This window comes from Paenibacillus faecis (genome assembly GCF_008084145.1).
Lineage (GTDB): Bacteria > Bacillota > Bacilli > Paenibacillales > Paenibacillaceae > Fontibacillus > Fontibacillus faecis.
The window spans coordinates 634433-657370 of the sequence record NZ_VSDO01000004.1 but is presented as its reverse complement, the minus strand read 5'-3'; the positions used below and the strand labels follow the sequence as shown (position 1 = coordinate 657370).

At 57.3% G+C, this 22938-nt stretch carries 21 protein-coding genes; 4 read left to right on the top strand and 17 right to left on the bottom strand.

Annotated elements, in window-relative coordinates:
- Positions 1–21 precede the first annotated feature (21 nt).
- From FRY98_RS20730 to ssuE, 4 genes are all read right to left on the bottom strand, one after another.
- A complete protein-coding gene (locus FRY98_RS20730; RefSeq protein ID WP_148455522.1) occupies positions 22–1911 on the bottom strand; it encodes an ABC transporter ATP-binding protein in 1890 nt (629 codons plus the stop codon).
- Positions 1892–3667, bottom strand: coding sequence for an ABC transporter ATP-binding protein (locus FRY98_RS20725; protein ID WP_148455520.1), 1776 nt, complete (start codon positions 3665–3667; stop codon positions 1892–1894). The genes FRY98_RS20730 and FRY98_RS20725 overlap by 20 nt, the downstream gene beginning before the upstream one ends.
- Before the next feature lie 483 nt (positions 3668–4150).
- Positions 4151–4753, bottom strand: coding sequence for a P-loop nucleotide/nucleoside kinase family protein (locus FRY98_RS20720; RefSeq protein WP_148455518.1), 603 nt, complete (start codon positions 4751–4753; stop codon positions 4151–4153).
- A 47-nt stretch (positions 4754–4800) separates the two neighbouring features.
- Positions 4801–5355, bottom strand: a complete 555-nt coding sequence (gene ssuE, locus FRY98_RS20715) for an NADPH-dependent FMN reductase (RefSeq protein ID WP_148455516.1) — start codon at positions 5353–5355, stop codon at positions 4801–4803.
- 251 nt (positions 5356–5606) lie between these two features.
- On the opposite strand from ssuE, the gene FRY98_RS20710 reads away from it, so the two are divergent.
- Complete coding sequence (locus FRY98_RS20710) at positions 5607–6506, top strand: SDR family oxidoreductase (RefSeq protein ID WP_148455514.1); 900 nt, start codon at positions 5607–5609, stop codon at positions 6504–6506.
- Between the two features lie 41 nt (positions 6507–6547).
- Here FRY98_RS20710 and FRY98_RS20705 read toward each other — a convergent pair whose 3' ends face one another.
- The 4 genes from FRY98_RS20705 to FRY98_RS20685 form a co-directional block, all read right to left on the bottom strand.
- Positions 6548–8497, bottom strand: a complete 1950-nt coding sequence (locus tag FRY98_RS20705; protein WP_249043481.1) for an NAD(P)H-hydrate dehydratase — start codon at positions 8495–8497, stop codon at positions 6548–6550.
- A 521-nt stretch (positions 8498–9018) separates the two neighbouring features.
- Entirely contained in the window at positions 9019–9651 is a 633-nt protein-coding gene (locus FRY98_RS20695) for an NAD(P)-dependent oxidoreductase (protein WP_148455512.1), read from the bottom strand.
- Positions 9652–9711: 60 nt separating this feature from the next.
- Positions 9712–10134, bottom strand: a complete 423-nt coding sequence (locus FRY98_RS20690) for a GNAT family N-acetyltransferase (protein WP_148455510.1) — start codon at positions 10132–10134, stop codon at positions 9712–9714.
- A 15-nt stretch (positions 10135–10149) separates the two neighbouring features.
- Positions 10150–10857 (bottom strand): DUF421 domain-containing protein, encoded by a 708-nt coding sequence (locus FRY98_RS20685; protein ID WP_148455507.1) that lies wholly within the window; start codon positions 10855–10857, stop codon positions 10150–10152.
- Between the two features lie 148 nt (positions 10858–11005).
- On the opposite strand from FRY98_RS20685, the gene FRY98_RS20680 reads away from it, so the two are divergent.
- Positions 11006–11941 carry a hypothetical protein gene (locus tag FRY98_RS20680; RefSeq protein WP_148455505.1) on the top strand — a complete coding sequence of 312 codons (936 nt, stop codon included), beginning with the start codon at positions 11006–11008 and terminating at the stop codon, positions 11939–11941.
- 74 nt (positions 11942–12015) lie between these two features.
- Here the strand turns inward: FRY98_RS20680 and FRY98_RS20675 are convergent, their stop codons facing one another.
- The gene (locus tag FRY98_RS20675; RefSeq protein ID WP_148455502.1) at positions 12016–12231 is read right to left on the bottom strand and encodes a YezD family protein; all 216 of its coding nucleotides are present in this window, start codon (positions 12229–12231) and stop codon (positions 12016–12018) included.
- Between the two features lie 56 nt (positions 12232–12287).
- Positions 12288–13154: a sulfate ABC transporter permease subunit CysW gene (gene cysW / locus FRY98_RS20670; protein ID WP_148455500.1), complete on the bottom strand. Its 867-nt coding sequence runs from the start codon at positions 13152–13154 to the stop codon at positions 12288–12290.
- Between the two features lie 188 nt (positions 13155–13342).
- Between cysW and FRY98_RS20665 the strand changes: the two genes are divergently transcribed.
- Positions 13343–14378, top strand: a protein-coding gene (locus FRY98_RS20665; protein WP_249043480.1) for an IS630 family transposase whose coding sequence is annotated in 2 segments (ribosomal slippage) — positions 13343–14014 and positions 14016–14378 — 1035 coding nt in all. Because the reading frame shifts where the segments join, the coding sequence is not laid out codon by codon here.
- Between the two features lie 108 nt (positions 14379–14486).
- Here FRY98_RS20665 and cysT read toward each other — a convergent pair.
- The 4 genes from cysT to FRY98_RS20645 form a co-directional block, all read right to left on the bottom strand.
- Positions 14487–15317, bottom strand: a complete 831-nt coding sequence (gene cysT, locus FRY98_RS20660) for a sulfate ABC transporter permease subunit CysT (RefSeq protein ID WP_148455498.1) — start codon at positions 15315–15317, stop codon at positions 14487–14489.
- A 76-nt stretch (positions 15318–15393) separates the two neighbouring features.
- Entirely contained in the window at positions 15394–16440 is a 1047-nt protein-coding gene (locus tag FRY98_RS20655) for a sulfate ABC transporter substrate-binding protein (protein ID WP_148455496.1), read from the bottom strand.
- A gap of 385 nt (positions 16441–16825) precedes the next feature.
- The gene (locus tag FRY98_RS20650) at positions 16826–17878 is read right to left on the bottom strand and encodes a lactonase family protein (protein WP_148455494.1); all 1053 of its coding nucleotides are present in this window, start codon (positions 17876–17878) and stop codon (positions 16826–16828) included.
- Complete coding sequence (locus FRY98_RS20645; protein ID WP_148455492.1) at positions 17859–18350, bottom strand: Rrf2 family transcriptional regulator; 492 nt, start codon at positions 18348–18350, stop codon at positions 17859–17861. The genes FRY98_RS20650 and FRY98_RS20645 overlap by 20 nt, the downstream gene beginning before the upstream one ends.
- A gap of 124 nt (positions 18351–18474) precedes the next feature.
- Between FRY98_RS20645 and FRY98_RS20640 the strand changes: the two genes are divergently transcribed.
- Positions 18475–18966, top strand: a complete 492-nt coding sequence (locus FRY98_RS20640) for a CcdC family protein (RefSeq protein ID WP_211373342.1) — start codon at positions 18475–18477, stop codon at positions 18964–18966.
- On the opposite strand, the gene FRY98_RS20635 is transcribed toward FRY98_RS20640, so the two are convergent.
- From FRY98_RS20635 to FRY98_RS20625, 3 genes are all read right to left on the bottom strand, one after another.
- Positions 18963–20432 carry a sensor domain-containing diguanylate cyclase gene (locus tag FRY98_RS20635; protein WP_148455488.1) on the bottom strand — a complete coding sequence of 490 codons (1470 nt, stop codon included), beginning with the start codon at positions 20430–20432 and terminating at the stop codon, positions 18963–18965. The two genes, FRY98_RS20640 and FRY98_RS20635, sit on opposite strands and share 4 nt — an antisense overlap.
- Before the next feature lie 180 nt (positions 20433–20612).
- Entirely contained in the window at positions 20613–21764 is a 1152-nt protein-coding gene (locus tag FRY98_RS20630) for an ABC transporter permease (RefSeq protein WP_148455486.1), read from the bottom strand.
- Entirely contained in the window at positions 21757–22932 is a 1176-nt protein-coding gene (locus tag FRY98_RS20625) for an ABC transporter permease (protein WP_148455484.1), read from the bottom strand. Before FRY98_RS20625 ends, FRY98_RS20630 begins: the two co-directional genes overlap by 8 nt.
- Between the last annotated feature and the right edge of the window lie 6 nt (positions 22933–22938).

The window sequence follows — 22938 nt, the reverse complement described above, 5'->3', positions numbered from 1 at the left end:
CTTCTCAAATAAGCCTGCGCTTCAAAAATGTCCACTCGGCTTCCCTCCCGTCGGTTCCTCCGTATCCCTCGTCCGGTCTTCCAAATAGGCCTGAACCAATCGGCTGTAAAATCCGCCTTCGGCCATCAGCGTTTCGTGGTCCCCCTGCTCGATCAGCCTGCCGCCCTGAAGCACCAGGATTTTATCGGCCTGTCGGATCGTATTCAGCCGGTGGGCGATCACGAAACTCGTGCGCCCCCGCATCAGGCGCTGCAGCCCCTCCTGGATTTTGATCTCCGTCACCGTGTCGATGCTGCTCGTCGCCTCGTCAAGCACCAGGATCGACGGATCCGCCAATAACGCACGGGCGATGGCCAGCAGTTGCTTCTGCCCCTGGCTGATCCCTTCCCCGCCGATGCCGAGCACCTTGTCATAGCCGTCGGCCAGGCGGGTAATAAAAGAGTGCGCGTTCGCCAGCTTCGCGGCTTCTTCGACTTCGGCGTCGGTCGCGTTAAGCCGGCCGAAGCGGATATTTTCCCGAATCGTCCCTTGAAACAGGAATGAATCCTGCAATACAAAAGCCATGCGGCGGCGCAGGCTGTCGCGGGTCACCGAGGTCAAATCGCGCCCGTCGAGCGTAATCGTTCCCGAATCGGGGTCGTAGAAGCGGGAGAGCAGTTGAATAAGCGTTGTTTTGCCGGCCCCGGTCGGCCCGACGAGCGCAACCGTTTCGCCCGGCTCGGCCGTGAAGCTGATATCCTTCAAAGTCGCGGCTGCCCCTTCCTTTTCATAGGAAAACGTTACGTTCTTGAAGACAACGGCTCCCTTCACCTCTTCGAGCTCGGCCGTCTGCCCCTCATCCCGGGACTCCTCCTCTTCGTCCAGCACCTCGAACACCCGCTCTGCTCCGGCAATCGCCGACAGCAGCGTGTTCCACTGATTCGCCAGATCGTTCAGCGGCCGGGTAAACTGCCGGGCATACTCGACGAACACGATGATCACGCCGACGGTCACCGCCCCGCGGATCGCCAGCACGCCGCCGATGCCGGCCACCAGGGCGAAGCTCAGATTGTTGAGCCCGTTCATCAGCTTCGGAATGAAGCCGGAGATCGTCTGAGCCCAAAATCCCGAGCGCCGGATCGAGTCGTTGCGTTCCCGGAAATCCCGAATCACGCGCTCCTCCTGGGAGAACGCCTTGATGATCCGCTGTCCGGACAACGTCTCCTCGATATAGCCGTTCAGATTGCCGAGATCCCGCTGACGCTGTTTGTACAGCGGCCCCGTCCTCCGAGTGATCCAGCGCATGCCGAGCGCCATCAGCGGCACGACCAGGAACGTGAGCAGCGTTAGGATCGGGCTTAGCAGCAGCATCACCGTAATCGTCCCCACCAGGGTCAGCACACTGGAAAAGATCTGGATCGCCGAGCTGTTCAACGTGGAGCTGACATTATCGATATCGTTGGTAACCCGGCTCATGATTTCGCCTTGCTGTCTTTTGCCGTAATAAGGAATCGGCAGCCGATGCAGCTTCGCGAACAGATCGGTCCGCAAACGATAGACCGTCTCTTGGGCGATCTCGATCATCCAGATATTTTGCAGCCAGCTGGTCAGGGACGAACCCGCATACACCAGCGCAAGGCCGGTCAGAAAAATAATCCAGGGCCGCCCGCCGCTCCCTTCGAGGTAATGGTCGACGGCTACGCCGAGCAGGTAAGGACCGAGCAGCGCGAGACCGGAGCTGAAGACGACCATCAGCAAAACCAGCGAGAGCTTGCCTTTGCGCCGGGCAAGATACCGCCAGATCCGGCCCAGCGTGCCCGACCAGTCCTTGGCTTTGGCTTTCGGTTTTCCGCGCGGTTGCCCTTCACCTCCCCGCTGGATTATCTCTTTGGGATAAGGGTGGCGAAACGGCTCAAGAAATGCCTTGAACATGCGCATCCCCCCTTCCGCGCTGAGATTCCACGATACGACGGTATAAAGGGGACTTCTCCAGCAGCTCCGCGTGCGTGCCGCTGGCGATCAGCCGGCCTTCGTCCAACAGCAGGATCAGATCGGCCGACGCCGTGGTGCTGACCTTCTGGGTGATTAGAAGCGTCGTGCACGACAAGCGCTCCAATTCCTGCAGCAGGGCCGCCTCCGTCCGCGTATCGAGCGCGCTGGTGCTGTCGTCCAGAATCAGAATGGACGGCCGGCGGACCAGCGCCCGGGCGATCGAAAGGCGCTGCTTCTGGCCCCCGGACAAATTGACGCCCCGCTGTCCCAGCATCGTGTCGTAGCCGTGCGGCAGCGACTCGATCGTTTCGTGAATCTGCGCCTGCCGCGCGGCTTCCCGGATTTGCTCCGGCGTGGCGTCCTCGCGGCCCCAGGCGATGTTCTCCCGCACCGTGCCGGAGAACAAAATCACTTCCTGCGGCACATACCCGATGCCGCCGCGCAGGCGGGAACCGCCGATCCGGCGGATGTCTTCCCCGTCGATCCGGATGACGCCTTCATCCGGTTCATACAGCCGCGGGATCAACTGGACCAGCGACGATTTGCCGGAACCGGTCGCGCCAAGAATCGCGGCGCGCTGTCCCGGCCGCAGGCGAAAAGAAATCCCCTCCAGCACCTGGAGATCGCCGTCCGGGTACCGGAAGCCGACGCGCTCAAATTCCAGCTCGCCCCGCAGCGGCGCTGGAGCGGAGTCCGGCCGGTTATCACCGTTGCCGAACGGGCGACGGGCTTCCACCTTCACTTCCGCCTCCGGATCCGCCGTGTTCAACACCTCCTCGGTCCGCTGGGCCGATGCCGAAGCCCGCGAATACACCGTCATGATCCACGACAGCGCGGATAACGCACCGATCGTGCGCAGCGAATAGTTCGCGACGGCGACCACCTCGCCGACCGTCGCGCTGCCGGCGGCGATATCGATCTTGCCGAACCACAGCACGGCCAGAATTCCCGCGTTCATGAAGAACAGCAGGAACGGCATGGTCGTTTCGGCCAGGCGCAGCGCCGAAACCGTCCCTTCCATCAGCTCGGAGCTGCGCCGGCGAAAGCGGTCCGTCTCCTGATCCCGCCGCACGAAAACCCGGATGAGCCGCATCCCCGTCATATTCTCCTGGATGACGCCGTTCAGGGCATCCATCCGCTTCTGCACGATCCGGAACAGAACCGAGGTTCGCCGGATCATCCAGATGACAAACCCCAGCGCCAAAGGCACCAGCACCGTCAGAAACAACCCGAGCCGGGCGTGAACGACCAGGGCCATGATCATGCTCCCGAGCACCACCAACGGTACCCGGGTCGCAAACCTCAAGCTCATAAAGACCATTTCCTGCAGTTGAGTAATATCCCCGGTTAACCGGGTAATGAGCGAGGAAGCGGCAAACTTGCCGAAGACCGGATAGGATAAACGCTGCACTTTCTCGTACAGCCTGTCCCGAAGATCGTAGCCGAAGCCCTGGCTGGCATGGGAAGCAAAAAACGAGCTGGATATCCCGGCCGCAAAAGCGAGCACGGCGCTCCCGAGAAGGATGCCGCCCCAAGTCCAGGCGACGGAAAGGTCGCTTTGACGAATCCCGTCATCGATAATTTTGGAAATGATCATCGGCTGGATCAATTCCACCGCCAGTTCGATCAACATCATGCAAATCGCCGAAATCGCGGCCACGCGGTACTTCTTTATGTAGGCAAATACAGATGTCATGAACGTCCCTCCCTGCTGCACCAGCCCGAAAAGCACTCTTGACTGAAACCGATTTCTAAATATGTGTTCTATTATAGATCATATAAACGCGAATGTGTAAGTGCGACGCTCCGCGAATTCCCTGGCCGTCCGCAGCAATAGTGGCATTTCGGGCCGCTATTTCGGCCCAATTCGGCTTCATGAGCATAATAACGGTCAAGAAAGGCCTTATTTTCCTCTAGTGGGCACCGAAATCAGGATTTGGCCCGCTTTTTCCCAAAATAAGCTCCCAAAAAGCCGCTATTTCACACTGCCGGGCCAAATTCGACAAAATAGCGCCTCAAAAGGCCCTTAATACCTGCCCGACTGGAAAAAGGATACCGGACTCCAGACACCGGACTTCGGCCGGGTCCGTAAACGCCAAAAAACCAAGGAGCTATAGCAAATTCCCCGCTTAGCTCCTTGGTTTCTAAAGTGTACTTTTAGGACAGCCTCTTCCGCGGACTACTCCCCGGCGACGAAGCGGTATACGCTGTCCACTTTTTCTTCGGTCAAATCCCCGCTGTTGTCGAATACGAGAATCGACGAGGCCGGGATATCCCAGTTGATTTCCGGCACGAACTGCACGCGGTGCTTAAAGTCGTCCCAATGATCCAGTTTCCAGGTGTCCCGCTCGGTTTGGCGCTCGATGATCCGTTCTTTTTGCGTCTCCATATCCTTCAAAGCCACGACGATCACTTTGACGTCCACGGTTTCCCGCGATTTCCCCGCGGCGGCCAACACCTCATCGATCCAGGCCCGGTTTTTCAATTCCGCCGTAAAAGGCGAAATCATAAACACGCTCTGGCCCGCGGCGAGATTTTCAATACAAATGTCCTTGGTCGTATCATATTCCAGATCGCGCAGATGCTTCTTGTAAAAATCGGAGTCCCGGTCGTTGACGTCCAGGCCGTTCATCTCCAGGATTTTTTCGACAAAGCGCCCTCCAACCGTATCCCGATCCAGAAAGGCCGCCTGCATCCGTTCCGCCAGCTTTCTCGCCACCGTCGTTTTGCCCGTTCCGGCCACGCCCACAAAAAACACCAGTTTTTGCTTTGAATTTTGCATCTCCTCGATATCCCCCTGTACCGTGTTGCCCACCTTAGACATGGACACTATTTAAGATCGGCCGACGCGATTCGCCGACGGGTCTCTTCCACCAATTCCTTGATATTGTCCTCCAGCCGTTCCTTCAATTCTTCCGCGATTTCAAACCCGCCTTGCTCCGTCCGAGCCACCTGGGAATCAACCGTGTACACCCCGCCCAAAATATGCCGGGCTCCAAGCGCCGACAGCACCGGCTTCAGGGAATAATCGATCGACAGCAAATGAGCCAGACTACCTCCGATAAAGAGCGGGAGAATGATTTTCCCGGCCAGTCCTTTTTGCGGAATCAAATCCAGGAACGTCTTCAACACGCCCGTATAGGAGGCCTTATAAACGGGGCTGGCCACGATGACGGCATCCGCTCCGGCCACGAGCGCGTTCGCCTTCACGATCGCCTCGCTCTCGAATTTGGTATGTATTAGATCCTCGGGCGGCAGCTCCGATACGTTCACATGCTCCACCTCAAAGCCTTCCTTTACCAGCAGTTCCTCCGCCAGAGAAACGATCGCCGTCAATCTCGAGCCCGGCGTAGGCGTTCCGTTAATCACCGTGATTTTAGCCATGTAAATACCCTCCTTCTCTAATCGCCAAGGTTCCGTTAATTTTAATTCCGATAAATTTACTATAATTTTAAAAAATGCTATCAATATTTTAGCCAAAAGTCAATCAAACCGGGTCCTGCACCGTTTCAAAAAGAAGCACCACCCCGGCCGGCATACTTTCGGCGGCACACCCTTTTCTGGGCTAACGCATACTGATAAGCATAAGTGTAACTTAATTTCCAACGCCTATCCAGGGAGGAGCCTGAAAAAAGATGATCCCCGTATATCCTTATGTCGGCCAAGAAACGATGTGTACTCCGCAGCCGATCGCTTTCCCGCCCCAGCACCAGCCCGTTCAGCCGGGATTGGAAAGTCTGATGCGCCCCAGACCGATATCCGAAAACCCCGAGTATCGCGGCAGCGGCAAGCTGCAAGGCAAGGTGGCCATCGTGACCGGCGGAGACAGCGGGATCGGCCGCGCCGTAGCGATCGCCTTCGCCAAGGAAGGGGCCGACCTCGTCATTCCGTACCTCTGGGAGACCTCGGACGCACTCGAGACCAAGCGGAGAATCGAAGAACTCGGGCAGCGCTGTCTGCCCCTGCAAATCGATCTCCGCCTGAAACAGAATTGTGAAGCCGTTGTCCGCGAAACCCTGCGCTGTTTCGGACGGCTTGACGTCCTTGTGAACAACCATGCGGTCCAGTATCCGCAAAAAAGCATCGCCGCTATTTCCGAAGCCCAGTTGTACCAGACGTTCCAAACCAATATTTTTCCGTTCTTTTTCATGGTCCAGGCGGCGCTGCCCCATCTGAAGCCGGGAAGCACGATCATCAATACGGCGTCGATTACGGCCTATCAGGGCCATAAAGAGTTGATCGACTATTCCGCCACCAAGGGGGCCATCGTCACCTTCACGCGTTCCCTCGCCCTCTCTCTGATCGATTGCGGCATCCGCGTCAATGCCGTGGCCCCGGGATCCGTTTGGACGCCGCTGATTCCGGCTTCTTTCTCGGCCCGCGAGGTGTCCGTGTTCGGCACCGATGCTCCGATCAAACGCGCGGCCCAGCCGTTCGAACTGGCCCCCGCGTATGTTTACCTGGCGAGCGACGATTCGTCCTTTACCATCGGCGAAACGCTGCACGTCAACGGCGGAGCGATGGTGACGGCGTAGGGAGAGCGGCGGCGGCCCCGGTTCGCTCGCCGTCAACACGCCTACAGCGCGTCCAAAATATCTCCCGTCAGCATAGAGGCGGGGTTGGCACGCAGGGCGGCGGCCCGCTCGCCGGCCCGGCCGTGCAGATACACGCCGAGCGCGGCGGCCTGGACCGCGTCCAGCCCTTGGGCCAGCAGGCCGGCGATGATGCCGGTCAGGCAATCGCCGGTTCCGCCCGTCGCCATCCCGGGGTGGCCGGTGACGTTGACGAACACGCGGCCGTCCGGAGCCGCGACGATCGTACGCGCGCCCTTCAGGACGAGCGTCACGCCATGCTCGGCGGCGAACCCGCGGGCGACGCCGAGCCGGTCCCGCTGGACCTCGGCCGTCGTCAGGCCGGTCAAGCGGGCCATCTCGCCGGGATGCGGCGTAAGCACCGTCGCCGCTTCCCGGCGGGGCCACGCCGCGAAGCCGGAAGCGGCGAGGATGTTCAGGGCGTCCGCGTCCACGACCAGGGGACGCGCCGCGCCCTCCCACAAGGCGCGCAAATAGGCGCCTTCGCCCGGGAAGCGGCCGAGCCCCGGGCCGACGGCGAGCACATCGCGCGCCTCCAGCAGCCGCAGCACTTCGTTCGCTGCGGCCGGGTTCCAGGCGCCGGAGCCACCGTCGGCGACCGGCGCCAGCATCAGCTCGGGCACGGCCCCGAGCAGCGGCGGCAGCAGCGCCGCCGGCAGCGCCCACGTGGCGAGGCCGCACCCGGCGCGCAGCGCGGCCTTGGCGGCCAGCAGGCCGGCGCCGCTCATCGGCAGGCTGCCCGCGGCCAGCAGCACGTGCCCGTAGGTGCCCTTGTGGCCGTCGGGCTCGCGCCGGCGGCCCGGATCGGCGCCGAGCTCGCTCAGCGCCGCCTCCGTCAAAACCGTGCCCGCCGGTTTCATCCCCGGCGGCAGGGTGCGGGGGATGCCGATATAGCGGACCACCACGTCCCCGGCAGCCCGGGCCCCCGGATACTGCGTCAGCCCCGCCTTCAAAAAGGCGAGGCTGACCGTGACCCGGGCCCGGATGCACGGATCGTGGACCGCGCCCGTATCGGCGTCCAGCCCGCTCGGCAGGTCTGCCGCGACGATCGGCAGACCGCTGGCGTTCGCTTCCCGGATCAGGGAAGCGTAAACCCCGCGCGGCGCTCCCGTCGTGCCGGTGCCGAGCAGGGCGTCCACGAGGCCGGTGACCGGCATTTGCCGGCCTTGGCTGCCCTCGCCTTGGGCGCTCCCGCCCTGGACGCTTTCGCCCTGGACGCTCCCGCCTTGGCCACTCCCGCCTTGGACGTTCCCACCCTGGACGCTCCCGCCCTGGATGCTCCCGCCTTGGACGTTCCCACCCTGGACGCTCCCGCCCTGGTCACTCTCGCCTTGGCCACTCCCGACCTGGCCACTCCCGCCCTGGACGCTCCCGCCTTGGCCACTCCCGCCTTGGACGCCCTCGCCCTGGACGCTCCCGCTTTGGGCACTCTTGCCTTGGCCACTCCCGCCTTGCTTCCACCCCTGCAGCTCCGCTCCGCCGCGCTCCGGATCATACACCGTGCCGGGCAGTCCCAAAGCCCGGACGATGCGGTATTGGGCCGCGGCTTCCCCACGCAGCCGCTCGGGCGGCTCGGCATACAGAAGGCTGACCGCCATCCCGGCGTCCGCCAAATGCCGCGCGCAGACGAGCCCGTCCCCGCCGTTATTGCCTTTTCCGACGAGGATCAGCCAGTGCTCCCGGGACAAATCCAGGCCCGTTCCGGGATCTTCCTCCCGTATGGACTCGGCGGCTTCCCGGAAGTGCAATGCTTCCCGGTTATGAGCCTCGCCGCCGGTCCCGCGGAAAGCACCGCTGCGCTCCGCGCAAAATCGCAGCACCTCCTCCGCGATGGCTCGTCCGGCATTTTCCATGAGCACCATAGCCGGAAGGCCCAGCACTTCAATCGCGTACCGGTCCGCTTCCCTCATTTGCCCGGATGTGACGAATTTCATCCTCGATTCCCCTCTTCCCTATATTACGGTCGCTGCATCGCTCACTCTGATGGACTCCGCAACGAAATTCCTGCAAAACTGCAACTATTTTTCCGATTTCGGCCAACTTTTCGCAAATTCCTGCGTATCTGCAGGTTTTTAACTCAAAGCGCGCTTAAAACTCCCCATCCGCCAAAAATTCCTGCAGATTTGCATCTTTTCGAGCCTCGGGCCTCCGACCAGATCAAAATTCCTGCAGATTTGCATCTTTTTAATCCTCGAACCTCTGGTCGGGCCATAAATCCCTTCCGATTTTTCTTCGGCTTTCGGTCCTTCCCACAGATTAGCATCTTTCCGCCCCTCCAGCCTCCGGCCAGGCCAAAATCCCTTCCGATTTTTCTTCGGCTTTCGGTCCTTCCCGCAGATTAGCATCTTTCCGCCCCTCCAACCTCCGGCCAGGCCATAAATCCCTTCCGATTTTCATCTTTTTGCCTTTTAGCCCTTCTGCACCAAAGCCAGAGTCTGAGCCAGAGTCTGAGCGGCTAATAAGCGACCGTAAACCGGGCCTGGACAAACTGCGGGTCCTCGGCTTCGTCCAGCATTGCCACCGCGTAATCCTCGACCGAGATCCGGCTTTGGTCGCGTTCGTCCACGACGAGCTGGTTCATGCCGATCCGGAACTGACCCGTCCGTTTCCCCGGCTCGATGATGGCGGCGGGGCTGAGCACCGTCCAGACGATGTCGGAGTCCCGATAAATGTGGTAGGCGTCCTCGTGAGCGCGGGCAAGCGGAAGGATCTCCTCCGGAAATTCCGGCGTTTCCATCAGCTTCATGCCCGGAGCGGCCTCCAAGCCGCCGGCGCCGCCGACGGCGATAAGCCGGCGGACCCCGCCGTTTCGGACGCCTTCAATCAGGGAGCGCGTCGCCTCCGACAGCTGGCTTTCCTCGCCGAAACGCGGCCCGTAGGCGCTGATTACCACATCGCAGTCCTTCACCGCCGCCGAAATGGAATCGGGCATCAGAATGTCCCCCGTCCGTACCTGCAGTCCTTCCCGGCCAGCCGTAAGCTTGCCCGGATCTCGCACCACCGCGGTAACCTCATGCCCGCGCCGCAGCGCTTCTTCCAATATCGCCTTCCCGATCGTTCCCGTGCTTCCGAAAATGGCTATTTTCATGGTGATCACCATCCTATTCTCTTTTTGATGAAAAATTCTCCAATAGTATGCTCCGAACCCTCAAGACTTCAACCATAAATACATGCCTTGCGAACGGGGCTGGGTATATTGGAAGCCGAATTGCGAGTACAATCGGTCGGCAGGAACGTCGGCGATAAGGCTCACGTACGTTTTAGGCGGCGCTTCCCTTTCGAGATATTCCATAATTTCGCCCATGACCCATTTCCCCAACCCTTGACCCTGGAAATCCGGCCTTACGGCAATATCGACGACCTGCATGAAGCATCCTCCGTCCCCGATGACCCGGCCCATGCCGACCAGCTCCGCTTCCCGGTACACCGAAACGGCGAAAAAGGAATTGCGGAGACCGATCGCGGCTCCTTCCCGGCTTCTTTCGCTTAGTCCGGCCTGCCGCCTTAATGCCAAATAATCCTCCAGGGAAGGGGCCTCATGAACGATTTGCAGTTTTTTTTCGTGTTCCATTCTTATTGTCCTCTCCTACTCTTTGACCGGATTCCGAAACGAGCTCTGTTTATGCCGCAAAATATACAAGCCTTCGCCATCCTTCCACTCGGCGTAGGCCACCTGCTTCGCATCGCTTGCGCCTTGACGCCGGAGCTGCTCGTAGAGCCACTCCTCCGTCTTGCCGATCAGCCGCAAGGTATCCCGGTCGATCTCACCCTCTTCGACCAGAGCATATGAAAGGCGGGGCTGCTCCGCTTCCAAACCGAGGTCCCTCCGTTTCACCGTTTCTTCTTCCGGCTTTTTCATTACGCTAAGCGTTCCGTTTGGTTCAAATATAGCATAAGCGACCTCGCCGATGAAGAATACGCCGTGCTGCCTCAGCAGCATCCGGAGTTGGTCGAAATCCAGGCTGTTTTTGCGCAGCTCCTTTAAATCCACTTCCCCGTCGCGGATCAGAATCGAGGGCTTGCCGTCCAAATGGCCGCGCGCCCGCTTGGCATGCTGGGTGAGTTTCTCGAATAAGTAGGACAAGGTTCCCCATAAAAACAAGGCGAACAACAGATGCACAAACTTCACGTCTTCCTGGTAGACCGTATTACCCACCAGTTCGCTTAACATCAATGAAGAAACGAAGTCGAACGGGGTGAGCTGGGAAATTTCCTTCTTGCCCAAGAGACGTGTCAGCAGCCATAATCCGATAAACCCGACGACCAATTTCAAAGCGATTTGACCCAGTTCCATCCGTGATCCCCCCTGCCCCGTAATGCCATCTATTTACCCATTTTCCCGGGCGGGTAAAAAAGGGACTCCGTTTTCCCCCGTGACGCTTGAAATTCGTCCCGATCCTATGCAATAGTGGAGGATAGGAATATCGAAAGGGTGATATCTTTTGTCACTGTCGGACTGGTTAACCTGGCTGCTGGCCCCACAGCCCGCCGCATTAACCGCATTTTTGGCGCTCGCGCTCTTTCTTGGCCTGTACGGGGGCTCCGCACTCCGCTTAAGGCGTAAAGAGCAGGCCCGGTTGCGCCGGCTTGAGGCGAGCCTAACGCTCTATGCCGCCGCGGAAAGCGCCCTGCTCCACCTGCACGCTCGAACGGAGCTTTCGCGGGCGGAGGAACAGCTGCTGCTGGACCGGCTTCTCGCCTGTCGCGCCGCGCCCTACCTTTCGGAGGATGCGCTGTCGCAAATCTCCGCTTATGCCGGGGAACGGGACAGAGCCCGCCTTCCTCTGCTGCTCAAGACGCTGGAACGAGAGAACGACCGGATGTGCGCGGAGCGGGACAAGCTGTTGAGACGTACCGAAAGCCCGGGGTGGGGACAGGCGTTTTGGAGACAGCTTCGCCCGGGCATCCCTTTTTTGTTCGCGGCGGCGCTGCTCTACCTGCTCAGTTGGCTGCTGCGCACGCTGAACGGAGAAATCGTTTTAGGGAACGGGTTGGAGGAAATGGCGGCCGCATGGTCGCTGTTCGTATCCGCCCTGTTCTCCCTGGCGCTGCTGTACCCCGCGATCATGGGAGGCTATCGGCCGGGCGCGGGGGCGGTTCTGCTCCGGATCTGGTCGGTTTTGATCGCGGCGCTGTTTCTGCTTCATCTTTTGGATCCGTCGTTCGCTCCGTTCATCCTGATCCTCCAACTGCTGCTGTTTCTCGCGGGTTTTCGCCTGACGGGCACCAAGCCACGCAAATCACGTCCGTTTGCCGGGCATTACCGGGCGGTTCCGGAAGGGCAGCCGCTGCCGCCGTCGACTACCGAAACGGAATCGGGGACGGCGGTCAAGAGTCTCTCCGAGGCGAACCCGGAGGGCAGTGCCAAGGAGGAATAATCCAAATAGTCCCAAAAGCAAAAGCCTCCTCCCACGAAAAACGCGGGAAGAGGCTTTTTTCATTCGGGTCCGAATCAGGATTTGCGCAAAGACTTGGCTGCATGACGGGGCACCGGGGCGGATTTGCCCTGTCCCCCATTCCCCAGCTCATACCGTTTGCGTTCGGTCCGCTCGACTTGGACGATCTGCCCCTCATGAACTACGATATTCAGCGATCCGAATTCCATTTCATTGAGCAGTCCCGCGATGCGTTCCAGCCAAATCTGATCTACTTTTAACGGCTTTGCCATGATGCAGCCCTCCTATTCCCGATTAAAGTCCTAAACGTGTACGTGCATAAATGGATTTAACTTTCGTGCCGGCTTTTTCGCGTAAACCAGCTCTTGAGCAGCAGCGTAACGAGCGCCAGTAAAAGCAGCAGGGACGCTACGGCAAAGGACGCGGAAAACTGATATTCGTTGTACAAAATCTCCACATGGAGGGGCAGCGTGTTGGTCTCGCCGCGGATATGGCCCGAAACGACCGAAACCGCGCCGAACTCCCCCATCGCCCGGGCGTTGCACAATATAATCCCGTACAAGAGCCCCCATTTGATATTCGGAAGCGTGACCTTCCAGAAGATGCGAAAGCCCCGGGCCCCCAGCGTAACGGCGGCTTCCTCTTCCTGAAGGCCCTGGTCCTCCATCAGCGGAATCAATTCCCGGGCCACAAACGGAAACGTCACGAACAACGTGGCCAGAATAATTCCCGGCAGAGCAAAGATCACCTTCAGATCATGCTCCTGCAGCCAAGGGCCGAACCAGCCGTGAGTCCCGTAAACGAGGACATAGATGAGTCCCCCGATGACCGGGGACACGGCAAAGGGCAAATCGATCAGCGTCACCAGCAGCTGTTTCCCGCGAAAATGAAATTTGGTGATCGCCCAAGCCGCGGCTACGCCGAAGATCGTGTTCAAAGGAACGGTGATAACCGCCACCAACAGAGTCAGCCGTAGGGCCGAAAGAGCGGCCGGATCGGTGATGGCCTCCATGTAAACCCCGAAGCCCTTTTTCAAGGATTCAATCAACACCACGGCCAGGGGAAGCACGATCAGCCAGAGCAGAACAAGGACAGCCAAGCCGATCAGAACCCATTTCATAGGTCCGGACGATCGAGTCACCGGGCTTCTCCCGGCAGACGTCTTTGTTTTTGCCAGCGGTACGGAACCGGCCATGCGGTTAACCTCCTTTGTAATGAAAACAGTTGAAAAAGATGAACTAGTGCCCCATCACAAAACCTTGTTTTGCATAAAATTTCTGCATATCTGCAATTCTATATAGAACGCAATTAAAAAATGAACTTTTATACTTCAACCACCAAATCGGGTAATTACAGTAAGATCAACCCAAGGTGGCGATAAAAATGAAAAACAAAGAAATCGAGCGCTTGAACTTAGCCATGAAAGAAACATCAGATAAACGGCTTTATGAAAGGTACCTGGCCGTACGACTGCGATTAGAGGGACATTCGTTTGCAGAGATCGGTAATTTACTCGGTCGCCTTCGTCAAACCATCAGTAACTATTGGCAAAGTTATCAAAACCAAGGTCTTTCCGGACTAGAAATGGGCCACTCCCCTGGACAACCGCCTAAGCTCACGGAAGAGCAGCGCATCCAATTAGCCGCTATGCTGGAGCAGAAACAGCCAGTCGATGTAGGGTTTGAAGCTCGCTACACCTGGACCCTACCGCTCATCGCGGAATGGATCAAGCGAGAGTATGGGGTCACGATGAGTGTGCGCGGAATCAGCGCCATGCTCAGACGCATGAACTTCAGCTTCACCAAAGCAACCTATACGCTGGCCAACGCCGATGAGGAGGCCCAGGCGTTTTTCCGCAAGCATACCTTTGCCCAGCTTAAAAAACAGGTGGAAGCTGAAGAAATCGATCATCTGCTGTTTGAAGACGAATCGATGATTCGTTCCTATCAAGCACTGCAATACAACTGGTTTCCGCGAGGCAAGCAACGTAAAGTCCCGACATATGGGAAGCACGAAGGGGCGAAGCTGTTCGGCGCAATCAATTATGAAACCGGAACAGGTGCATCATCGTGAAGAAGAAAAGGCCGATGTGGCCGCCTTTATTCGGTTTCTCGAAGACCTTCTGTTGGCGTACCCGAACGGGAAAATTGCTATGATTTTAGATAACAGCCGGATTCATCATGCCACCGAGTTGCAGCCTTTTCTGAAGGAACATCCGCGCTTGCATTTGGTCTTTCTTCCGCCGTATAGTCCAAACCTGAATCCAGTCGAAGGACTTTGGCTGTGGCTCAAATCAGATGTGGTCAATAACGTCTTTTTTGAGAAGTTCTATAAGATTAAGCTTCATGTCAGCCAGTTTATGAAGCGAGTCAATAAGCATCCGATGGAAACCATTGATCGCTTATTAGTTAGGTTTTAATCTTAAATGCGCTCTATATAGGCCAACACCTGGTTATTGGACCCCTCGGCAGGAAATAAGACCTTTTTTGACCGCTATTTTCTCCCCATCCGTCCACCGGCTTCAGTCCTAGCGGACGGTTTTGCGCACTCTGCGCTGGAGGGTATTGATGAGCAGCATCAGTACAAACGAGATGAGCAGCAACAGCAGGGCGACGGCCGTAGCCCCCGCGTAATCGAACTGCTCCAGCTTGGACATGATCAGGAGCGGCGCTATCTCCGTCTTCATCGGCATGTTACCGGATATAAAAACAACGGAACCGTACTCCCCGATGCCTCGTGAAAAAGCAAGCGCGAATCCGGTCAGCAGCGGCGGCAGCAGCTCCGGCAGGACGACGGAGCGGAAGGTGCGCAGCCGGCTGGCGCCCAGCGTGGCCGCCGCTTCCTCCACCTCGGCATCGAGATCCTGCAGCACCGGTTGAACGGTGCGCACGACGAACGGGATGCCGATAAACATCAAAGCGAGCGTAATGCCGATCGGCGAAAAGGCCAGCCGGATCCCCAGCGGTTCAAACAGCGAGCCGATCCAGCCGTTCTGCGAATAGATCGCCGTAAGCGAAACCCCCGCTACCGCGGTGGGGAGCGCAAACGGCAGATCGATCATCGCGTCGAAAATCTTTTTTCCGGGAAAATCGTATCTGACCAAAACCCAGGCTAGCAGCAATCCCAATACAGTATCGATCAGTCCGGCCGCCGCGGCGGTCAACAAACTGACCTTGTAAGATGCCAACACGCGCGGATCCGTGGCCACCTCCCAAAATTTCCCCCAGGTCAGTCCCGTAGAGTTCAACAGCAGTGCCGACAACGGAATCAGGACCACAAGACTCAGGTAGAGCACGCTGTAGCCCATCGTAAGTCCGAAGCCGGGCAGCACGCCGCGCTTGGTGGCGCCAGTTTGCATGAATGTTCATCCTTTCTTCTCGCGTTCTCGGGTCGCCCGTTCCCTTCCGGAACGCACCTCCGTCATCAACGGTCGGTTATTTGGCTAAGTAGATTTGGGAGAATATTCCCCCGTCACTGAAGTGCTTCTCTTGCGCTTGCGCCCAGCCTCCGAAAACTTCGTCGATCGTGAACAACTTGATATCCGGGAACTGGTCGGCATATTTCGCCTTTACGCTGTCCAGGGTAGGGCGGTAATAGTTCTCCGCCGCAATCGTCTGTCCTTCCTCCGAATACAGATACTTCAAGTAAGCTTCGGCCACCTCGCGCTTTCCGCGCTTGTCGACGTTTTTGTCCACGACCGCCACCGGCGGCTCCGCCAAAATGCTCTCGGAAGGATAAACGATATCGAATTTGTCGGGGCCGAGTTCTTTTACGGATAACCAGGCCTCATTCTCCCAGGCCAGCAGAACGTCGCCGAGCCCACGTTCGACGAAGGTCGTCGTTGAACCGCGTGCACCGCTATCCAATACTTTTACATGTTCATACAGCTGTTTCACGAAATCCTGGGCTTTCGCCTCGTCGTTGTTGTTCTGGTGCAGCGCATAGCCCCAGGCTGCCAGATAATTCCACCTTGCCCCGCCGGAAGTCTGCGGGTTGGGAGTAACGACCTCCACGCCTTCCTTGATCAAGTCGTTCCAATCCTGAATCCCCTTCGGGTTGCCTTTGCGGACGAGGAACACGATCGTGGACGTATAAGGCGCGCTGTTCTTCTCGTACTCCTGCTGCCAGCCTTCATCGATTAAGCCGCTCTTCTGAATGGCGTCGATATCGTACCCGAGGGCCAAAGTGACCACATCGGCCTCCAGCCCGTCGATGACCGCGCGGCTTTGCTTGCCTGACCCGCCGTGGGATTGCTTGATTTCGACCTTCTGTCCTTTCTCTTTCTCCCAGTAGGCGGCAAAAGCTTTATTATAGCTCTCATACAGCTCCCGCGTAGGGTCGTAGGACACGTTCAAAAGTTCCAACGTTTCCCCCGCTCCACCGCTCGTTTTCTCCCCGGAATCCGAACCGCAGGCCCCTAGAACTACCGACATCGCCAAAACCAAACTCAACAAAATCCCCTTTGTCTTCGCCTTACTCATCGGATCACTCCTCCCCTTCATTTCCATCTTTCGTCTGACGGGCAAACCCCTTTTGTCGGCAAAAAAAGCGGAGAAACGCTCCCGCCCGTTTTGGTCCGACCGAGCCGCTACCCGTGTCTGCCTTGGCAAGTAGAGCGTTCCTCCGTCCGTACGGCGAGAACCATTTTTAATTATTCCTACCTGTTTAGTATGTTATGGTGCTATTTTAAATGCCCGGAGGTTTGGTTGTCAAACCTTTTTTTGAAGATCGCCCATACCATAATGTACTCACAAGAGAAAATTCTGTCCCTGTCCAAATGCGAAAAACCTGGGGCAATGCCCCAGGTTTTTGTGTCTGTTTATCCAATTTCGTCCTTACGCCGATTCTTTCCCGCGGTACCGCCCCTTACGAGCGAACCGGCTCGATGCAAGACGGCTGCTTGATTTCCAATTCCCGTCCCGCCGCCTCAAGGCTTCCGGTATCGGGATTTCTGCGAAACAGGACCACGTTGTCCGAGTGTTGATTAGCCACCAGCGCATAGTTTTCCAGAACGGCAAAATTACGCGGCCACTTGCCCCAGGTCCCCGTCCATTCCGGCGCCTCCAGCATCCCCGTGTCCGGATGAACCGCAAATTTGACGACGCTGTTATGGCCGCGGTTGGAGCCGTACAAATAGCGGCCGTCCGGGGAGAGGTGCACATCGGCGGGATAATTCTCACCGCCATACCCTTCGGGAATTGTGGAGACATGCTGTAAAATTTGGAGGTGCCCCTGGACCGGATTATACGCATACACCGTGAGCGTATTGTTCAATTCATTAATGCCGTACGCGTGTACTCCGTTCGGATGGAACGTAAAGTGGCGCGGTCCGGAACCCGGCGGCAGCTTGATCTCCCCTTCGGTGGACAGCTTACCGTTATCCACACGGTAGTACACCACCTGATCGAGGCCGAGATCGGAAACATAAACATAGTCGCCTGCCGCGCTGGGGACCGCGCTATGCGCATGCGCCGCTTCCTGCCGGTCCTGACGGAATCCCTGGCCCACATGCTGCACGAGCGCGGTCAACTCTCCCGCGGCCCCATGTTCATCCAGCGCGAAACGGTTCACATGCCCGCTGGAATAGTTGGCCGCCAGCAGCCCGCCGTCCGCCGTCAAAGACAGATGGCACGGGTCCGCTCCCTGCGTCGGGACGGAACTCAAACGTTCCAGTGCGCCGTCCGGCCGGACGGCATAGCTGACCACGGCTCCTTGCGCCTGCTCGCTTACCGCGTACAGCCGCGTCCCTTCCGGATTCAATACGAGAAAGGACGGGTTTTGAATCCCCGAGGTCGAGGCCCCCTCGAGCAAGCGCAGCTCTTCCGTCTCCGCGTTCAATTCGATAAGATGAATCCCCGGCTTGGATTCCGCGGCGTAAGACCCCACGTAAAAAAGCAGCTTAGCTTTCTTTGAGCTCATAACATCCATGTTCCCCATTCGCTCCTCTCTCGATTCCATCGTCAACGTCCTCCGCGCCACACCGGTTCAAGAGCCGATGCACCTCGGACAACGCGATCTCGTTAAAATAGGCTTCCAACCGATCTTCCCCGCGGTTAAAAATAAGCTCCATTGCGGAATGAATGTTGGAGGAGATCCGGCAAGGCGACTGCTCATTGCCCGAACACCAGCCGGGCTGCAGCGAACCGCGCGCAAACAGCCGGTATAAATCGCCAAGCGTAATCTCCTCCAGCGCCCTGTTCAGCTGGTAGCCGCCGCGAGCCCCCTCTTTGGTAGCTACGAGGCCTTGCTTGCGCAGCAAGCTCAACACTTTCCGAACCCTTGCGGGATGGGTGGATACACTGCAGGCAATCTGTTCACTGTTGGCCATCTTGTCTTCCTTGGTGTAAAGAAACAGAAGGCAGTGGACGGCGATGGTAAATTCGCTGTTCATTCTTTTTCCCCCTCCTTAGGCAAATTTGAAACACGACTGGTGAGTAAGGGGCTGCGGATTTGTTGCACGGCGGGAGTATGGTATAATGTTCTAGCTTAACTAGAACGGAAAGGAATTTCATATGATGAACCTTCTCAGCCCTGCTTATATGCATCTGGTCGTAACGTTCGGCGCCGTCCTTATGGCGGTCTCCGTCCTGATCATTCGCCTAAAAGCCAGCCGAAAACCCGTAACCGTCAAAAAGATCATTATCCCGCCGCTCGGCATGACCACGGGGTTCGCCATGTTCGTCGCCCCGGAGATGCGCATCCCTCTTTCGTGGGCGATTATCGCCTTCGCCGTGGGATGGTTTGTGTTCTCCTATCCGCTGAACCGGACGACCCGGTTCGAAGTTATCGACGGCGAGGTTTATGCCCAGCGCTCCCCGGGGTTCGCGTATATCCTCATCGGCCTGCTGGTGCTGCGGCTCGCCCTGCACGAAGTGGTCGAGCAGTATATCTCGGTCCTGCAGACCGGCTCCGTCTTCTTCATTCTCGCTTACGGAATGATTCTGCGTTGGCGTTGGTTCATGCTGAAGAAATATCGGGAAATCACCGGCGTTCCCCGGCAAACTTAGCTTCCCACGCTTCGCATGCCGCCGCTTTCCCGGGACCACCCTTTGATGATGCAGCAGTTACGCCCTGCGTCCTTCGCTTCATAGAGGCACTGGTCGGCTAAATAAATCAGTTCGTCCTGATCGACGCCTTGAAACGGGGCAAGACAGTGGCCGCCGATACTGATGGTCACCTTCCCGCCGGAAGCGGATCCGGCATGCATGATCTCCAATCGTTCCACAGCCGTCCTGATCCGCTCCGCCACTGCAAATGTCCCCTGGACATCGAGGCCGGACAGCAGCACCGCAAATTCCTCGCCGCCGTACCTCGCGGCAAACCCGAAATAAGGTTTTACCTCCGCCGAAATCGTCCGGGCGATCTTCTTGAGCACGTGATCCCCGCCCAAATGTCCGTAATGATCGTTATAAGCCTTGAAGCAGTCCACATCAAGAATGAGCAGTGAAAGCGGGGTCTGCCGCTCTTCGGGAAACACCAGCTCCCATGAAATGATTTCGTCCAGTCTCCGGCGGTTGGGAATCTCCGTTAAACCGTCAAGACTCGACAGCCGGAGCAGTTCCTCATTCGCCTTTTCCAGCTTTCTCCCCGACTCAAGCAGCTGTTTATGCTGATCGGAAAGGCGAATGAACAACCGATTGACCTCGCTTACAGCCGAGCAAAGCACAACCGTCGCCGAAATTACCGAATTGACCCGGGCCAGGTACCACCCCAAGGAGTAACGGGTTCCGGCAAATACGGTGAGGAGCGTATCGAGGAACAACGCCAGCAAGGCTATGGCAATCCAGAGATGCAGTACGCTTCTCGTTCGAAAACGCAGAAGCACCAGCGCCATAACCAGCAGATTCAGCCCTCCTAATACGGGACCGATCCCTAAGTCCAAAATACTTCTGTAACTCCCGACATCGATAATTCGGGGCATATGATCGGCCCCATCGGTGGCGAATTCGAACGATAGGAAGGCCGACAGAAACGTCAAAAACAGCCCTATCGCCGTATAAAAGGAAATATCCTTTTTCGACTCCAGCGGCTGAGGATATCGAATCCCTACATATAAATATATCAAAATTCCGGCCGGAAAGCCCCCATGCCAAAATATCCATAGCCACCCGGCCGATTGGTTATTCGCGCCAAGCATCCCCTCCTCGGAAAACACGCCGGGGAAGGTCAGAATATGTAGTGCGGTAATGATTCCGATATATAGATAGGTGCATGAAATAACGAGAAGGGACGGTACGCCGGAGGCCCGAAATTGACTGAATAGAATAAAAGCGGTCAACAAATCTCCAAAGATAAACCAGGAAATCAGGATCGGCAAAAAAGGCTCGAAAGAGGGAAGGATCTTCGTACCGAACGGAAGCGCTGCCACAGACAGCGCGGAAATAAACAAGGCCAGCAGCACCGCGAGCCTCCGTTGGTTCCGGTTAGAGGGAATGTCCGTGATTTGGGATCCCACTTTAAAATCGCTATGCATGGGAAGACTCCCTCCTCTTGGATGCAAGTTCTTTGTTGCCCATAATAGTTCCAAGATAGTAGATTTTGTGAACACTTGCAATCTTTTTTCTTTAAATCGCCGCAATTGGAGCGGTAAAACCCAAAAACAGGCTGTCCGCGCGAAATTACAACGCGCGAACAGCCTTGCGTAAGCGGCGGATTAACCGGCGGCATTCGTCTCGGCGGGCCGAAGAACCGAAGAGCCGATGGCCAGCAGGATTAAAGCCATCAAACCCAAAATCAGGAGCGGTAAGGTAATGGAGTGAAGCCCCCCTCCCACCGACAGTTTCTCGATAGCTTCAATCGCCCATTTTTGCGGCACGAAATTCGCGGCCTTTTGCATGAAATCGGGCATATAGGTGATCGGCCAAAAGCAGCCCCCGAGCATGCAGGTCGGCGTGATGATCAGACTGTTCAGCATCCCGACATTTTGCGGATTCCGCATGATTCCCGCCACCGCGCTGGCGATGCCCATCGCTACGAGCATAAAGGCGGCAAGCACGATAAAATGAAGCAGCGGCGGTACATCATAGTCGTATTTCAGTACATAGCCGCTGAAGATCAGCACAAGGGCAATTTGGGAACTCCCGACGGTAAAGCTGCCCAGAAAATGGCCCAGCGTAATTTCCCAGGCTCTAACCGGCGCGCTGAACATCCTGGCCATCGTCCGGCGACGGCGCTCCTCCAAGATTTTGCTGACGGTGCTCCCTACCAGATTCATCAGAAACATCAGGGTAAAGCCGGTCACTACATTCAACCCCGGCTTCGGATACAGCTGAAGGTCGGTCTTGGAGGGGCTGACGGCGTGTTTCTTCGTCTGGTTCAGAACCGCGCCGAAAGCTTCCCGAATGTCTTGAGCCTGTGCCGATGACACCAGTCCTGCCGTGGACGCCGCTCCCCGCACCAGCTCTTCCAAAGTCAGCTTAAGCGTGTACGTGCCCTCGCTCACCTTTAATTCAAACATGGACAGCTTCGGTTTTTGCCCGGCCAAAAGGGAGTCCGTAAAGCCGGAGGGGATAATAAAGCCGGCCGCCGCCCGATTCTCGGTAACCTCTTCCCGCAATGCTTCTTCGCTCTCCGCTTCCTTCAGCGAATAATCCGGTTTCGCGGCCAGCTCCTCCAGCAAATAGGCGCCGGCCTTACCGTTGTCTTCATTGACATACACAATTTGAACGCCGAAGGTCCGCTCTTGTCCGAACAAGGAAACGGCCAGGGAAATCACGATGCAGGGCAGAAGGATATGCATGATAATTCCCTTTTTGGTCCCGACGGTCTGCCTGATCATATTCCAGGCTATGGTCAAACTATTCATGGTAGCCCACCTTCCGGTACGTAATTATGCCGATCAGCATCAGGACGCCGCCGAATATGCCGAGTATCAGAATATGATGGCCTATCAACGCCGGGTCGGCCCCCAGCATGATGCGGAGCAACCCCTGCATCGCCCAATGGTTGATCGTAAAGTCTCCGAGCCGCTGAATCAGATCCACCGGAATCGGCTGAAAACCTCCGCTTAAAAAGGTCATGATCACCGCGATGATTTGGACCAGCGTTCCGGCGGTCGCCCCCGACTTGCACCAAAGGGAAGCGATCACGGCGATCATCATGGAGCAGAGAATAACCAATCCGCAAATCGCCGCCAGATAGAACGGATGATTTCCCCATTCCACACCGTAGAGCCAGGAGGTGCCGAATATAATCACGGCCGCCTGCAGCGATGTGACCAGCCCGTTCCCTATGATTTTCCCCGCGAAAATCGACAGCCCGCCGATCGGCATGGACCCCAAACGGTACAAAGTCCGGTTGTTGATTTCGCTCCGCAGGCTCTCGTTGACCATGAGCCCGGAGTAGAGAAGAAACATGATCAGCATCGAGACGGCGTAGTATTGAAAAGCGGAAAAGGATGCCCCGTGTTCACTGAGCGGCGCCATCTCCACAAACCCGGAGTTCTCCGCCTGCTGGACCTGTTTCATCGCCGCGGTAACGGCATCCGGTCCGAGTACGATCGCTGAGGCCTGCATCCGGTTCACTTCATCCAGATAGGCGTCGAAAATCATTTCCGCCACGTGATTTTTGGTCTGATCCTTGCCCAAAATATACTCCCATTCGGCAGTTTCCCCCCGGGTTACCCTTGCTTCGAAATCCTCCGGAATCACAACGGCAAAATCGCTTTTGCCCGAACGAAGCGACGCCTCGGCCTCGGCTCGGTTCGCCGCTGGGTCGACACGCAGCGTCTCCTTGATTTCGGGATTGCTCAGAAAGGCTTCCAGCCCCAGATCCGGCCCCCCTTCCGCCGTGGATTTCACCAGATGGACGCTGACTTGCTCCAGAGTCTGATCCCCGCCCGAATTGAACATCGGCGACAGGGCGTTTCCCAAGATGAAGATCAGCAGCAAGGGAAGAAGAAACAAGTTGAACAGCACAACCCTTGCCCGAATCAGTTTTCGAACTTCAAACGCGATGATCGTCGTTAATCTCATGCTAAT

What these genes read in the sequence shown, in the direction of transcription:
- cysT (WP_148455498.1), bottom strand. Translation starts at nt 15,317, where the DNA reads ATGCAAACTGGCGCCACCAAGCGCGGCGTGCTGCCCGGCTTCGGACTT.
- cysW (WP_148455500.1), bottom strand. Translation starts at nt 13,154, where the DNA reads ATGGCCGGTTCCGTACCGCTGGCAAAAACAAAGACGTCTGCCGGGAGA.
- FRY98_RS20640 (WP_211373342.1), top strand. Translation starts at nt 18,475, where the DNA reads ATGAACCTTCTCAGCCCTGCTTATATGCATCTGGTCGTAACGTTCGGC.
- ssuE (WP_148455516.1), bottom strand. Translation starts at nt 5,355, where the DNA reads ATGGCTAAAATCACGGTGATTAACGGAACGCCTACGCCGGGCTCGAGA.
- FRY98_RS20630 (WP_148455486.1), bottom strand. Translation starts at nt 21,764, where the DNA reads ATGAATAGTTTGACCATAGCCTGGAATATGATCAGGCAGACCGTCGGG.
- FRY98_RS20635 (WP_148455488.1), bottom strand. Translation starts at nt 20,432, where the DNA reads ATGCATAGCGATTTTAAAGTGGGATCCCAAATCACGGACATTCCCTCT.
- FRY98_RS20685 (WP_148455507.1), bottom strand. Translation starts at nt 10,857, where the DNA reads ATGGAACTGGGTCAAATCGCTTTGAAATTGGTCGTCGGGTTTATCGGA.
- FRY98_RS20650 (WP_148455494.1), bottom strand. Translation starts at nt 17,878, where the DNA reads ATGAGCTCAAAGAAAGCTAAGCTGCTTTTTTACGTGGGGTCTTACGCC.
- FRY98_RS20655 (WP_148455496.1), bottom strand. Translation starts at nt 16,440, where the DNA reads ATGAGTAAGGCGAAGACAAAGGGGATTTTGTTGAGTTTGGTTTTGGCG.
- FRY98_RS20695 (WP_148455512.1), bottom strand. Translation starts at nt 9,651, where the DNA reads ATGAAAATAGCCATTTTCGGAAGCACGGGAACGATCGGGAAGGCGATA.
- FRY98_RS20720 (WP_148455518.1), bottom strand. Translation starts at nt 4,753, where the DNA reads ATGCAAAATTCAAAGCAAAAACTGGTGTTTTTTGTGGGCGTGGCCGGA.
- FRY98_RS20675 (WP_148455502.1), bottom strand. Translation starts at nt 12,231, where the DNA reads ATGGCAAAGCCGTTAAAAGTAGATCAGATTTGGCTGGAACGCATCGCG.
- FRY98_RS20710 (WP_148455514.1), top strand. Translation starts at nt 5,607, where the DNA reads ATGATCCCCGTATATCCTTATGTCGGCCAAGAAACGATGTGTACTCCG.
- FRY98_RS20625 (WP_148455484.1), bottom strand. Translation starts at nt 22,932, where the DNA reads ATGAGATTAACGACGATCATCGCGTTTGAAGTTCGAAAACTGATTCGG.
- FRY98_RS20730 (WP_148455522.1), bottom strand. Translation starts at nt 1,911, where the DNA reads ATGTTCAAGGCATTTCTTGAGCCGTTTCGCCACCCTTATCCCAAAGAG.
- FRY98_RS20690 (WP_148455510.1), bottom strand. Translation starts at nt 10,134, where the DNA reads ATGGAACACGAAAAAAAACTGCAAATCGTTCATGAGGCCCCTTCCCTG.
- FRY98_RS20725 (WP_148455520.1), bottom strand. Translation starts at nt 3,667, where the DNA reads ATGACATCTGTATTTGCCTACATAAAGAAGTACCGCGTGGCCGCGATT.
- FRY98_RS20645 (WP_148455492.1), bottom strand. Translation starts at nt 18,350, where the DNA reads ATGAACAGCGAATTTACCATCGCCGTCCACTGCCTTCTGTTTCTTTAC.
- FRY98_RS20705 (WP_249043481.1), bottom strand. Translation starts at nt 8,497, where the DNA reads ATGAAATTCGTCACATCCGGGCAAATGAGGGAAGCGGACCGGTACGCG.